Source organism: Candidatus Babeliales bacterium (assembly GCA_016929235.1).
Lineage (GTDB): Bacteria > Babelota > Babeliae > Babelales > JABCYS01 > JAFGJD01.
This window is the reverse complement of record JAFGJD010000005.1, coordinates 16,614-29,152: the sequence shown is the minus strand read 5'-3', so window position 1 is coordinate 29,152 and position 12,539 is coordinate 16,614. Positions and strand designations below refer to the sequence as shown.

Annotated in this window: 14 protein-coding genes; 2 read left to right on the top strand and 12 right to left on the bottom strand. The window is 43.6% G+C overall.

Features of this window, described 5'->3' with window-relative positions; translation table 11 throughout:
- Window positions 1-19 precede the first annotated feature (19 nt).
- From JW872_02210 to JW872_02160, 11 genes are all read right to left on the bottom strand, one after another.
- On the bottom strand, window positions 20-427 hold the full coding sequence (locus JW872_02210; GenBank protein ID MBN1549452.1) for a hypothetical protein: 408 nt from the start codon (window positions 425-427) through the stop codon (window positions 20-22).
- Window positions 424-1,074, bottom strand: a complete 651-nt coding sequence (locus JW872_02205) for a hypothetical protein (protein ID MBN1549451.1) — start codon at window positions 1,072-1,074, stop codon at window positions 424-426. The genes JW872_02210 and JW872_02205 overlap by 4 nt, the downstream gene beginning before the upstream one ends.
- Window positions 1,071-1,442: a hypothetical protein gene (locus JW872_02200; GenBank protein MBN1549450.1), complete on the bottom strand. Its 372-nt coding sequence runs from the start codon at window positions 1,440-1,442 to the stop codon at window positions 1,071-1,073. Before JW872_02200 ends, JW872_02205 begins: the two co-directional genes overlap by 4 nt.
- A 135-nt stretch (window positions 1,443-1,577) precedes the next feature.
- Window positions 1,578-1,844: a 30S ribosomal protein S20 gene (gene rpsT / locus JW872_02195; protein ID MBN1549449.1), complete on the bottom strand. Its 267-nt coding sequence runs from the start codon at window positions 1,842-1,844 to the stop codon at window positions 1,578-1,580.
- A 12-nt stretch (window positions 1,845-1,856) separates the two neighbouring features.
- Window positions 1,857-2,057, bottom strand: a complete 201-nt coding sequence (locus JW872_02190; GenBank protein ID MBN1549448.1) for a 50S ribosomal protein L28 — start codon at window positions 2,055-2,057, stop codon at window positions 1,857-1,859.
- A gap of 64 nt (window positions 2,058-2,121) precedes the next feature.
- Window positions 2,122-2,925, bottom strand: coding sequence for an inositol monophosphatase (locus JW872_02185; GenBank protein MBN1549447.1), 804 nt, complete (start codon window positions 2,923-2,925; stop codon window positions 2,122-2,124).
- A 21-nt stretch (window positions 2,926-2,946) separates the two neighbouring features.
- On the bottom strand, window positions 2,947-4,734 hold the full coding sequence (gene ftsH, locus JW872_02180; GenBank protein ID MBN1549446.1) for an ATP-dependent zinc metalloprotease FtsH: 1,788 nt from the start codon (window positions 4,732-4,734) through the stop codon (window positions 2,947-2,949).
- Window positions 4,735-4,869: 135 nt separating this feature from the next.
- Entirely contained in the window at window positions 4,870-6,228 is a 1,359-nt protein-coding gene (locus JW872_02175; GenBank protein ID MBN1549445.1) for a hypothetical protein, read from the bottom strand.
- A 12-nt stretch (window positions 6,229-6,240) separates the two neighbouring features.
- Window positions 6,241-7,071 (bottom strand): TonB C-terminal domain-containing protein, encoded by an 831-nt coding sequence (locus JW872_02170; protein MBN1549444.1) that lies wholly within the window; start codon window positions 7,069-7,071, stop codon window positions 6,241-6,243.
- On the bottom strand, window positions 7,040-7,465 hold the full coding sequence (locus JW872_02165; GenBank protein MBN1549443.1) for a biopolymer transporter ExbD: 426 nt from the start codon (window positions 7,463-7,465) through the stop codon (window positions 7,040-7,042). Before JW872_02165 ends, JW872_02170 begins: the two co-directional genes overlap by 32 nt.
- 9 nt (window positions 7,466-7,474) lie before the next feature.
- Window positions 7,475-8,161: a MotA/TolQ/ExbB proton channel family protein gene (locus JW872_02160; GenBank protein ID MBN1549442.1), complete on the bottom strand. Its 687-nt coding sequence runs from the start codon at window positions 8,159-8,161 to the stop codon at window positions 7,475-7,477.
- Window positions 8,162-8,414: 253 nt separating this feature from the next.
- On the opposite strand from JW872_02160, the gene JW872_02155 reads away from it, so the two are divergent.
- Window positions 8,415-9,680 (top strand): hypothetical protein, encoded by a 1,266-nt coding sequence (locus JW872_02155; GenBank protein MBN1549441.1) that lies wholly within the window; start codon window positions 8,415-8,417, stop codon window positions 9,678-9,680.
- A gap of 16 nt (window positions 9,681-9,696) precedes the next feature.
- Window positions 9,697-11,145, top strand: a complete 1,449-nt coding sequence (locus JW872_02150; GenBank protein ID MBN1549440.1) for a hypothetical protein — start codon at window positions 9,697-9,699, stop codon at window positions 11,143-11,145.
- Here the strand turns inward: JW872_02150 and JW872_02145 are convergent.
- Window positions 11,122-12,519, bottom strand: coding sequence for a CCA tRNA nucleotidyltransferase (locus JW872_02145; protein MBN1549439.1), 1,398 nt, complete (start codon window positions 12,517-12,519; stop codon window positions 11,122-11,124). The genes JW872_02150 and JW872_02145 overlap by 24 nt on opposite strands.
- Window positions 12,520-12,539: the final 20 nt, after the last annotated feature.

The following is a 12,539-nucleotide window of genomic DNA, read 5'->3' as shown; positions in this document are numbered from 1 at the left end:
CCCTTTTTGCTAAGTAATGCTATTCAGTTTCACGACCAGCGTCCAACGGCTCCGTTGAAGCTGGTCTACCGCCAGGCTTTGATCGCCGTTTTTTGCGAGAAACCCGAACAGGCAATTGATGATGACCTCTTCGGGCATAATACCGAGCAGCCATCGCAAATTTTCCCCCCAGTTTTTGCATACTTCTTCGTTCATACTTCAATTTATTTACCATGGTATGCGTACGCCAGACTGCAACACTCAAATCACCAATCAACACTGCAACAACACCCGACAGGCACAACGGCACAACCCATGGATTCGCCGTCCATGATTCAGATGTAGTCTCTTGCTCTGCGCTTGTTTCATTAATAGTTGGCTCTGGTTGTGTAGGGGCATGGAGTAGACTCATACATAAAAGTGACAGTACCAGAAATCTTAGTTTCATTCTGTCCCCCGTTCAGCGTCAACGCATCCCCTCGCCGCCTGATCTACGAGAGCAGCCATCTGTTGTTGCTGCTGGAATAATTGCTGCTGATATTGCTGCCAATATACTGCGGCCTGTTGTTGTTGGTATGCCTCCCATTGCTGTTGACCCTGCCACCATTGTTGCACCCACTGCCATGGCCAGAACCCATACGGATCCCAATACGGATTACATTCTTGGTATACAAACCCTTGCCATAATGCTTGCGGATCAACCGCCGCACCACCAGCTTGTTCCTCTGGTGCTGGTTCAGCTGTTGGCATAGATTGTTCTTGCTGCACAACCTCACCCTCTGTTATAGCCTTCAACGGCTGTTCTTCGCCTGATTCGCTCATCTCATCAGTCATAGACAACTGCCTCACCTCGTATTTTAAGCCACGAATAGCTTGTGCTTGATGATTCTTGCCATCCTTTATTACTTTGTTAACCCATCTTCGGCTATGCCGAACACGGTGCAACAACACGAGATTAACTGCAACAAGTAATCCTCCTGCAGCGCTTGAAATCAGCGGTACCAGCTCACTAGATCGAGGTTGTCTACGTGTTGAAGCCGCACATGAAAAAGTAAGACTAAAACAAATTACATACGTGAGAAATTTATTCATCATGACTCTCCTACATGCTCTTGGCTAATCTGTTCTCTAACTTCACCAACCTTACGAGCACATGCATTCATATGTGTTGTAACTTCGGTGTCCGCCCTTTTTAATGCCTTCCCAACTTTTTCCAGACCTCTCTTTTCTCTAAGAAGAACACATGCTATCAAAACATTAAGTCCCAAAATCGTAAACGGAAGAGCATAGTTCATAAACTGTACTACAGAAGATGTTTCCCCATCATCTTCAAACTCTTCACCAACACGATCAACAACATCTATTTCTTCTGAAGACTTATATGTAACTAATTCTGTAAAGCCCGCATGACAGGCACTACACCATACCAACAAGCACCCAAGTGCAAAAAGAATCTGCTTCATGCATACACCCTTTCATAAAGCTTTGAAAAACATCACCTAGGGATGTACCATAAATTCAAAACAAAACTCAAGCAAAAAAAAGCTCCTCCACAAAACGGGAGGAGCTTTACTAAAACATTGCCAAAACAATGTACGTTATTTTTGAGCCTTATTCACACGACGGGCAAGACGACTCACCTTACGCGATGCAGTCTTTTTGTGCACTAATCCCTTCGACTTGGCTCGAGATAATTGCGTTTCCGCAACCTTGAACAATGCTTGAGCTTTTTCAATTTCTCCGGCATCGATTGCTTTGACGACATCCTTAATTACCGATTTTATTGCTGAACGACGAGCCACATTGACTGATCGACGTTTAGTATTTTGACGGGCACGCTTTTTGGCTGATTTAATATTTGCCATTCGATATCCTATTTACAAAACTTTTTGAATTTTACCGGAACGGAGGCACTTGGTGCAGACATGTGCCTGATGGACCTTAGATCCCTTACCAGGGATAGTGTATCTCATCTTGTGGGTATTAGGGTAAAGCCAACGCTTGACCTTATTGTTCGCGTGACTCACGTGTTGACCAACACTGGGTCCTTTATCGCAGACAGCACATACTCGAGCCATGATTGCCTATTCCTTTCATATTTTTTGGGAAGATAGGATCAGTGTACTACAATAGCCCCTTTTTTCAATTCTCACTGTCTTCATCATCCTGTAAAGTTTGTGCCAATGCCCTATGAATATAGGCATTTCCTCCAATAAATGATCGAAATGCCTTGGTAACAAGCTTGCGCCCATCAATCTCAGTAACTATCCCTCCAGCTTCCTGTATGAGGAGCAAACCTGCCGCCACATCCCACCAACCAAGAGCTCCTAAAAAAATACCATCGATTTTGCCACAGGCAACATAGGCCTGGTCTAGAGCCGCCGCACCCAAAATACGCAAAACGCAATAATGGAGCGCTAAATCGGTAATCTCATGGACCTTTCGTATCGTCTGTGCACTACGGATATAGGGAATACAGGATACTAGGACACTTCCCTCAATCTCTCTATGTGACGATACATGTATTGGTTTATCATTTAGATATGCGCCCCCATGCTTAATTGCATGAAACATCTCATTCAAAAGAGGCTGATAGACAAACCCAAGTACAGGCTCGTGACGATGAGTCAATGCAACAGATATGCAAAAATGGGGCAAGCCCTGAGCAAAGTTATTAGTCCCATCCAAAGGATCAATCACCCAACAATAGTCACTCTCACCTTCAGCTATCTCACCATTTTCTTCAGCATAAAAGTGGTAGCCAGGAGTCAATTCAGAAAGTTTGTTCACGAGAAATGATTCTACAGCAAGGTCTGCCTCTGTCACAAAGCCTTGATCAGGTTTCCGCGTTCTAGAAAGTGACGACGCTCGAAACGATATGAGAAGCCGACCTGCCTCTTGTAGAATACGAATTGTTGGCTCAATAAGGACCTTTAAACCATCCACTGTCAACCTCTCTCTGGCGAGCTAGGTAAGCTTAAACTCTTGTCGTGGTTTAATATCAAGTAACTCATAGATTTCACCGGATTGAAGCGTTTCCTTTTCAAGCAGCGCCGCGGCTAGAGTCTCGAGCTTGTCTCTATTATCTGTGATGATCTGCTTGGCTCGCTGATAGCAACCATCAATAATATTTCGCACTTCTGTATCAATCAATTCCGCTGTCTTTTGTGAATACACAAATTCGCCTGGCTGTTGAGAATAGTGAACCGTACCAAGGGCACCAGACATGCCGTATCGCACAACCATACTACGTGCAATATCGGTTGCCTTTTCAAAATCGTTAGCGGCACCTGTAGCAACTTCATCAAATACTAATGTTTCTGCAACCCGTCCACCCATAGCAACCGTAATAACACCTTCAGCTTCACGTTTGGTCATAGTGTATTTTTCGCGCTCTGGCATCGAGTGAGTAACGCCCAATGAACGACCTCGCGGAATAATACTAACCTTGTGCAATGGATCCGTATCTTCAGGCAACATGAGCTGCACTAATGCATGTCCTGCTTCGTGATACGCTGTCATCTTGCGGTCCTCCTCGGTCAAAGAAATGGTCTTAAGCTCTTTACCAAGGAGAATCTTGTCGCGTGCTTCTTCAAAATCATCAATTGATACAAGCTCGCTATTCTTTTTTGACGCCGCAATCGCCGCTTCGTTGATGAGATTTTCAAGATCGGCCCCGGTAAACCCAGGAGTACCCCGTGCAATCTTTTTAAAATCAATATCATCAGCAATCTTTACGTTTTTCGCATGCACTTGGAGAATCTGTTCGCGACTGACCAAATCAGGAAGTGGAACATCTACACGACGATCAAATCGGCCCGGACGCAGTAACGCCCGATCAAGAACATCAGGCCTATTGGTAGCAGCAATTACAATGATCGGTTCATTTGAAGTATCAAAACCGTCCATCTCAGTGAGTAATTGGTTAAGGGTTTGTTCTCGTTCATCATTACCACCACCGGTACCACTACCACGATGGCGACCTACCGCATCAATCTCATCAATAAAAACAATACATGGCGCATGTTTACGAGCTTGTGAAAAGAGGTCGCGGACACGAGCGGCGCCAACACCAACAAAAACTTCAATAAAATCCGAACCGCTAATACTAAAGAATGGACAGTTAGCTTCGCCAGCTACCGCACGAGCAAGCAAAGTCTTGCCTGTACCAGGGCCACCAACAAGAAGAACCCCCTTCGTCATCTTTGCGCCAAGACGTCGGTACTTATCGGGGCTTTTGAGATAATCAATTACATCTTGCAGTTCTTCCTTTGCTTCAGACACCCCTGCAACATCTTTGAAGGTTACCTTGATTGCTGAGGGCATAAACATTTTTGCCTTACTTCGACTGATAGCAAACAAATTACCAGCACCTCCATTGCCTCCAGAGCCACGCGACCCCTGACGGAAAAACAACATGAAAAAAAGAAGCAGTAATAAGACGGCAAAACTACCCACTAATGACCACATACCAAACAGACCAGACTCACTTGAAAGAGCAACTTCGACGCCATGATTTCTGAGCAGATCCCAGTCAAACTCAGATGCTGGCATCACGGTTTCAAAACGAGAGCCATCCGCAAGTGTTCCCTGAACATCCTTGCCACTGACATTGACCTTTTTAACCTCATTCTTTTCGACCTTGCGGAGGAAAGATGAGTAACTAAGATCATCGATGGTATAGGTCATTTCATTGAGCTTCACTAAAGCAAGTAGACCAAGCACCACCAGACCAAGGATCACAGTCCATGACATATTCTTAGGTGGAAATGAATTATTTTTTTTGAAATTTTTGTTCATAGCAAATCTAGAGCTCCATATCATTTCAGAATCACGGGAGTACGGTATCCCTGAACTTACCGAATCACAGGCTAGCAACCTGTAAGATCACTATACTATAGCGGTCTTTTTCTGTCGACTTGACTCAACAACCTCAGGAAATAGCTCATAGGCCGGAGACCATGCCGGATAGCTACAATCTTCATGAGCTGCCGTAATAAACCGCTGCTCCTGTGTTAATGAATTGTAGCAGGCAATACGACTCCGTCCGCCTGCCTCAGACGAATAGGCCAAGAATGTGCCACACGGAGACCAGCTACAATCCTCTTTGTTGGTAGCATCAAAGGTAACCTGCTTATGCATATTGGAAGTAAGATCGTAGACAAATACCTGCATTAGTCCATCGATCATTTTACAATACGCCAATTTGTTATTAACTGCACAATAATCTGGACTGACTGCATATTTTCCCTGAGTGACCCATGTTATCTTCTGTGCTTGAATATCAAGCCAACAAATATCAGGAGCCTTTTTTGAAAACGAATCTGACGCATAAAAAATCGATTTCCCAGGACCCCAGCATGGTGCAAAATTATTATCCGAATTAAGCGTCAATCGCTTGAAAACGCTGCGGTCTTTATTTTTATCGTAAACGTAATGATAGAGCTGGCTCGTAAAATGTTGTGGCATTGTTTTCTGCGGTGCACGGGACAGGCAATACACCACTTCTGTCCCATCAGGAGCATACGCCGCTTGCATATTAACCCCTTGAAAGTCGGATACCAGCCGACGTTTCCGCTCCATATCAACTGCAATTAAACGCACATTAGTTGGTGTATACTCTGAATATAATACGAGCGGCCGTTTTGTATCACGATTCCAACGCGGTGAAACACTGATAGTCGGATAGGAAACAAGTTTTGTTTCTGTATAGCCAGCTGTGTCTGCAGCATCACGTACGTAAAGATACTTTTTGGATTGCTTGCCTCGTTTCTGCAAACCTTTTCCATACACAAGCTTAGTAGAAAAACTTCCCTGTATTCCCATCAACGAATGCCAGATACCATCACTGATAGCGTGCGCCCACCCTCGTGGTGAATTCCCCCGTTGATCTACTTTTTTACCTTGGATCATGGATACATCAGCAGTGTCATAGAGCCGCCATGAATACACGCCATCTTCTTTGGTCAGATACACAACAAACGGCGTTCCTTTTTTGAACCATTCAGCAATCTGTTCCGCCTCGGTTACCTGACTAACCTTTTTGATTTTGACATCGAACTGGTTGCTAAATTCAAGATCTTGTTTCACAACATTGCCCACTTTTTGCAGCTCTCCTGTGGGATCGATCAACGCAAGTACAATACCCATCTTTTCATTGACCTGAGCACTTACACTACCAACTTCAATCTGATCATGTGCATACAAAGCAAAGCTGAGCAGGACTACAAGAATACGAAACGGCTTCATAAAGACTCCTTATTACTGAACAAATGGTATGCACAATGTTTTGCCATGTGCTCCTTTTGGAAACTGCATCTTCAGCACAGCATGTCGAACCGACGCGTCAAATGCAATGATTCCTGAACCCTCGATCACTTCAACCGTATCCACCGAACCATTCCAGGCAACACGCAATTTCACCTCGCAGGACCGACCCGAAGCAATACCAACTGGGGGATGCCATACTCTTTCAATCTCATTGCGAATCGAATCATGAAGCTCAAGCATGTCGAGCTCTTGTACCCCAACATAGATCACATCATCACCCACAGGAACATCCGTTGGCAGTACCGAGGATGCAACTACAGGCTCTGCCACTGAAGACACCGACTCCTTTCTTGGGACAATGGGCATTTCTTGCTTTTTTTGTGTGGCCGCTGGTGACACTTTAGCAGTATTGTCTACTTTCTGTTGTGGCGGTACTAATGCAACTTTCTTTTGTTGTGACACGGATTTCTGCGCTGTTTGAGATACCTTCTTTTTTTGTGGTGTTTTCTGGGCAGGCTTTATGACCTTAGCAACTAATGTTGTTGCCGGTTTTTGCTTGTGTGGTTTTTGCCGTACATTCTGTACTGGTGCGGCTCCACCAGGTTGTGATCCTCCTGACAAACGTGTCGTTGTTGATTTATGAAATGGCAAAAAGACCACCTGCGCCGAACGACGATTGAGATCAATCGTGTAGACCGTCCCGCTCCGGTAAAAGAAACAGAGCACAAGCACAGCCATGACATGAAGTGCACACGAAACCAGAAATAATTTAGCAAGAAACTGATATCGTTTAGGCACGTTTTTGCGTGGCCAGCGCAACATATTTTACACCCCCGACATACTTGATGCGATCCACTGTTTCAATAACGCGGCCATATGAGATTGATTTGTCCGCTTTGACATACACTGTCTGATCAGCGTTGAGTGCAACCTTTGTTTTCAAGGAAGACAATAATGCATCTTCTGATTCCTGTTTCTCGTCATTGCAATAGATTGCACTGTCCTTATCAATATAGATCACCACGTCCTGTTTTTGCGTCGCCTGCACCTCTTGTGACTTTCCTTGTGGCAATTCAACCTTGATACCGTGCTGTAGCATCGGCGCAGTAATCATAAAGATCACCAAAAGCGTTAACGCTGTATCAATGAGTGGCGTTAAGTTGACGACCAATTCAGGTTTTTGTTGTTTCAATCTTCTCAATCTCCTCTTATTCATACCACACCCCTATGAACGAAAGAGAGACTTAAGAACAAGACAATATCGATCCACAAATTTAGAAAGCTGATACTCTAATTGTTTAACATCATTATCCAAATAATGGAACATCAGAAATGCTGGAATAGCGACAATCAAACCCGCAAGCGTCGTAAGCAATGCTTCAGCAATACCAGGAGCAACCGTAGTAATGTCAGCAGATTGTTTTTCGCTAATTCTAATAAACGAGTGGACCAAGCCCCAGACCGTTCCAAACAATCCCATCAAGGTTGATACACCCGCAAACGAATACAGTACTGGCATATATTGATGTTCGTGATGCACAATGTCATCAAAAGTGTCTTCTGCTTCATCACACAGCTCATCCCATTCTTGTTCTGTGATTGATGTCGCTGCACTATCGCGCCGCTGTAAGACGGATTTTAAGATCGTCAGATTGTGCGATAGAAAATAGCCAGGCAATGTTGCAGCGAATGCTGATGAAAGATTGAGAAGCTCTTGGAGTGCATTGACTTTCTTGAGAGCAGGCAAAGCATCGGCAATCTGGCGTTTCTTGAGACGCGACAAAATCACTTTATAAAGAAAGATAGTCCAACACACAATTGACATACCAAACAATGCTAACAGCACCATCTTACTAACCGCATCAGACATCACTATCAGTTGCCATAATGAGTTACCGAATAAAAATTTCATTGCTTTGTTCCTTTTTATCGAAGAGGATGATCCACTACTTCTTGTTATATAGTGAACTGTATGTTACCACAAACTTCTTCATCACGAGAAGCATCATAATAGCAACACAACATAAAAGCGGGTTCAAGAAAATACTGACAGCGCCTAAGCCCCTCCGTTATTCGGTTGATCTCATCACAAATATTGCAATTTCAACATTGCATTGTGCATAGTTATAAATAACGAAAAATCTTAATTAATAAAAAGGGAAAAAATGAATCAAAAGCCCCTAACCATAATAACACTTATTACGCTTGCGCCGGTGTGGCTATATGCACCTTCAGGACGGACTGAGCGACTTGAATCCCCAGAATCAAGAGTCAATTCTGAAATAAGAAGGGTTGACGGCCGCAAAGAGCAGCTTTTCGACGAAATGGACACCGCAAGAGCCCGTTTATCTGACCTTGAAAGAAACTTCGATAGAGCACGACAAGCTGAACTTCGAGCAAAAATGAAGCAATCGTTGCCGTCTCTGAGCGAAATGAAGGAATTTATACAACTAGGCGCACAGGAAGGAAGAGTTAACCAGGCTACTGCTAGAATTACGCAGATACAACAAAGACTAGATAACATGGATGTAGAAATCCGTTCCCTTTATGAGCTAAGAACACAAGTGATCGCATACCCTAGAACTTACGGTGTCGGGCAATTGCCATTTGAGAAAGCCCAAGGTCTTGTTGATGGTTTTGTAAAAAGCACAAAAAAACTTACAGCTCTCACACAAGATATTGTCACAAGTATCAATGGCATACTTTCCCAAGGTGCTGCATACGCACGAGAAACCATACGCTATATTAACTATAAATTAAACGCATCTGAGCAAACTGTCCTTGACTCTATGGGTTTTGAAATTAGAAATTTTCTCGAAAAAGACGAACGGTTAGATCAATTCCGCGAAGCCTATATATACTTCAAAATGCGTGAGGTCATCGAAGATGGGTACGGTATTAGTGAATATCAGATCTCACGGCAAACATTCTCAGCAAAAACTTTTAAAGAAATAAAAGATCAATTTGATAAAAATGAACTGTTATTGCTTGCTAGACCGCTTACACCAGAACAGGAAGTTTACCGTGATACCTATTTCCTCTTTGAAGCCATGCGCCAACAGGTAAGCGGAGAAGTCACTCAATTTGCCCCGCTTGATCTTGAAGGATATGCAAGCCTTACTAAAATTGTCGATCCATATTATGGCAAAACATTGGGATGGCTTGATGGAACGACAGGAGATATTTTAGCACCAAGAGGCGTCAACTACAGTCCAAGAGACAATATGCTCTTAATGGTAAGATTTTTACGTTTAGTAAGTAAAAGAAACACCATGGATTTGGATTTTAAAGAAATCGTTCCGACCGCGTTCCAAGATGCCTCGCTCACTTTTCTCGATACCACTGCACCAGCCCTGACAGATCAACTTGATCGCTATGCATCAATTCTATCAACCATTAGGGCAACGTATTCTGATCTTAGAACACAGTAATTTCTTGAGCAACAAAATGAAATGCCAAGCGATCATATTTGTCGCTAGTATTGGAATATATTCTCAACTAAATGCTATCACTGCAGAACGACCAGAAACTGCGCGTCCGGAAGAGCTTGAGCAGCGTCAACAAGAATTAGAAGAACAACAAAAACTAAATGAACAAAATCGAACTGATGCTCAATCTGAATATGAACGTTTAGAAGCAGAATACAATGCTAGGTTAGAAGAATATCAACAAGCCGAAGTGCGTCTCAAGGAAACTGCACAAGATACTCCCGAGTATGATCAAGCAAGACAAGAATACGATACGGCAAGTCGTGCTGTTGATGATGTAGCATTTGAATTTCTTGATGCAGCCGCACAACGAGAACAATATGCAGTAACTGGACGAGATTTGCAGCAACAGCTTGATGCTACTCGTACAAATCTTGACCTTGCACAGCAACCTCCTAAAGTACAGGAAGAACTCAACCAGCTACCTTCAATAGAAGCAAAAATACAAGAATTCGATGATGCTCTTCAGGAAGAAGCACAACGAGAAAGTCGTTTTGATCGATTTCTCAATGAGCTTAAAGACACCATAAAAGCATACTTCGATGCCGTTACATCATACTGGAGTTCCAGCAAATCGGCACAACTTGACTATCTTTCAGCGCAGATTGAACGACTTGAAAATAACATTCGTGTTGAACAAGATAGAATTGAACGCATGGAAGTTAATCCAGAGGAAGAGTCTTTTTTGTCATCGGATCTAGCACCAAAAACGCTCGAAGAATTACAGTCTGATCTTGAAAGCTACCAGGCACAAAAGACACAACTTGAAGCGGAGAAAACGACCCTGAATGATCTCATTGCATTCGCGCGTGAACGCATACAGAACATCCACAACTTTGCACGCAATCTCAACCAACTAGAGGGCCTCGTAGGGCGATTCAAACAATACACAAAAGAAACATGGAATACAGAGCTCGTCACTCAAACCAACAACTCTTTAACAACTCTACTCATAGACAGGAATCCAGAGAAAAGCAGCACAATGGAGGAACACTTATTACTCCGCTACGAGACAGAATTAGGCGAGGGCAGAGCTAGAGAGGGTTTTAAAATCCTTAGTGATGCATATAATGATCTAGAAAACGTTGAAGGCGGGCCTGACGCAAAAGCGGCCCTTACAACACAATATCGGTTACCTGAGAGCCTAACTTCCGAAACGTGTGCTCAGCTCTCACAAGCGCAACTTGTTGCGCTTGGAGAAAAGCTACCCCAGGCAGCTGGCCAACAACCTATAGCTGAAGTTCGCAACGCAGCAAATCTAGTAGGAAACCGATTTAGCTTAGAACTGTACAAGATATTTATTGAAGATGGCGATGTAGAAATTTATCGTTTATCACCAAAGCAACTGGAAACAGTACAACAGCTACTCAGTACTATTAATGACCTACGCGCCAGCACTCTTGAGTAACAGAAGCTTAAGTATCTTATCCTTGTCGGTAATACCATTGTTTATCTGAATCTCGTACGCCTTTTTGAGCATATTTCCCATTTTTGGCCCCGGCTCCACAATTCCTGCCAAATCTTTACCTGTTAGGACGGGAAGCTCAGCATGCTTCTCAACTGCAGCTTGACGTACACATTCAAGAAACCTGCGGACTGCTTCTGGCTCGGCAGTCAATGGCATGCCAATGTTTGGATTACGTGCCAATACATCCGCTCGAAAGACATACGCCAACTGCAGCATGGTGCACAGTGGTTCTAATTTTTTTGCAAGACGCTTATAAGCGGCAAGCGATGCATTTTGTTTTACCAACTGGCCTGGACACATGTGATATTTCACAAGCACCACAACACGGTCTATAAGATCATGATTTCTTGTAAGACGACGAAGCAATTTCTGAGCAACAGCCACACCCACATCTTCATGGCCTATACTTCTCAACCGACCATCTACATAGTGCGTTGCTTCTGGTTTTCCTAAATCGTGACACAGCGTCGCGTACATGATTACCAATTTTTCTTTATCACCATCATATGAGAATGTCGCAGCTGAATCTATTGCCTGCATCGTATGCTCAAACACATCACCCTCAGGATGATACTCTGATGTTTGCTCCAGACCAATCAATGCATACAGCTCTGGAAACAGATCCTGTAGCCTTCCAATGGTATGCAACCATTTCACACCTAACGACGGCTGTGGGGAGTAAAGAAACAACTTATTAAATTCCTGTTCAACCCGCTCAACAGAAACGTCCGATACATTCATGAATGCACACAGCTCGTTCAATTCATCATCTGGCTGCATCGAAAACCGACCCACAAACTGCATAACCCTATACAAGCGCAGAGGATCTTCTACAAACCGTTTTGGATCAGGTGTGCGCAGTCGCCTATGCTTGATGTCATCTAAGCCACCAAACGGATCGAGTAGTTCAAATGTTTTCAGATCAATACCCAACGCATTCAATGTCAGATCTCTACGAGCGAATGCATCCTTGATACTCAGTGATGGATCAATAGTTACCTTAGGTTTGCGGCCCGAACTATCAGTACGGGGCAACGACCAATCGATAGGAATACTATCAATACGTAAAACTCCGTATGTTTTGCCAACCATGCGCACATGGCCAAATATTTTTAAAATATCTTCAAGCTTATTCAGCGCAATACCATGCACTTCAATATCAATATCTTTTACGTGTGCACCAAGCAGTAGATCACGAACTGCACCACCAACTAACACCGGTCGCGCGCCTTTTTTCATTAGCTCTGAAAGAATGCCCCAGGCCGCTTCAGGTATAAGCGCTTGGACTTTATGTTGCAGCTTTGTATACTCCATACGGTACCATATCATCGGTA

Bases quoted from the DNA above. Each gene is read 5' to 3' on its own strand.
- JW872_02210 (MBN1549452.1), bottom strand. From the start codon at position 427: ATGAAACTAAGATTTCTGGTACTGTCACTTTTATGTATGAGTCTACTC.
- JW872_02205 (MBN1549451.1), bottom strand. From the start codon at position 1,074: ATGATGAATAAATTTCTCACGTATGTAATTTGTTTTAGTCTTACTTTT.
- JW872_02200 (MBN1549450.1), bottom strand. From the start codon at position 1,442: ATGAAGCAGATTCTTTTTGCACTTGGGTGCTTGTTGGTATGGTGTAGT.
- rpsT (MBN1549449.1), bottom strand. From the start codon at position 1,844: ATGGCAAATATTAAATCAGCCAAAAAGCGTGCCCGTCAAAATACTAAA.
- JW872_02190 (MBN1549448.1), bottom strand. From the start codon at position 2,057: ATGGCTCGAGTATGTGCTGTCTGCGATAAAGGACCCAGTGTTGGTCAA.
- ftsH (MBN1549446.1), bottom strand. From the start codon at position 4,734: ATGTCATGGACTGTGATCCTTGGTCTGGTGGTGCTTGGTCTACTTGCT.
- JW872_02175 (MBN1549445.1), bottom strand. From the start codon at position 6,228: ATGAAGCCGTTTCGTATTCTTGTAGTCCTGCTCAGCTTTGCTTTGTAT.
- JW872_02170 (MBN1549444.1), bottom strand. From the start codon at position 7,071: ATGTTGCGCTGGCCACGCAAAAACGTGCCTAAACGATATCAGTTTCTT.
- JW872_02165 (MBN1549443.1), bottom strand. From the start codon at position 7,465: ATGAATAAGAGGAGATTGAGAAGATTGAAACAACAAAAACCTGAATTG.
- JW872_02160 (MBN1549442.1), bottom strand. From the start codon at position 8,161: ATGAAATTTTTATTCGGTAACTCATTATGGCAACTGATAGTGATGTCT.
- JW872_02155 (MBN1549441.1), top strand. From the start codon at position 8,415: ATGAATCAAAAGCCCCTAACCATAATAACACTTATTACGCTTGCGCCG.
- JW872_02150 (MBN1549440.1), top strand. From the start codon at position 9,697: ATGAAATGCCAAGCGATCATATTTGTCGCTAGTATTGGAATATATTCT.
- JW872_02145 (MBN1549439.1), bottom strand. From the start codon at position 12,519: ATGGAGTATACAAAGCTGCAACATAAAGTCCAAGCGCTTATACCTGAA.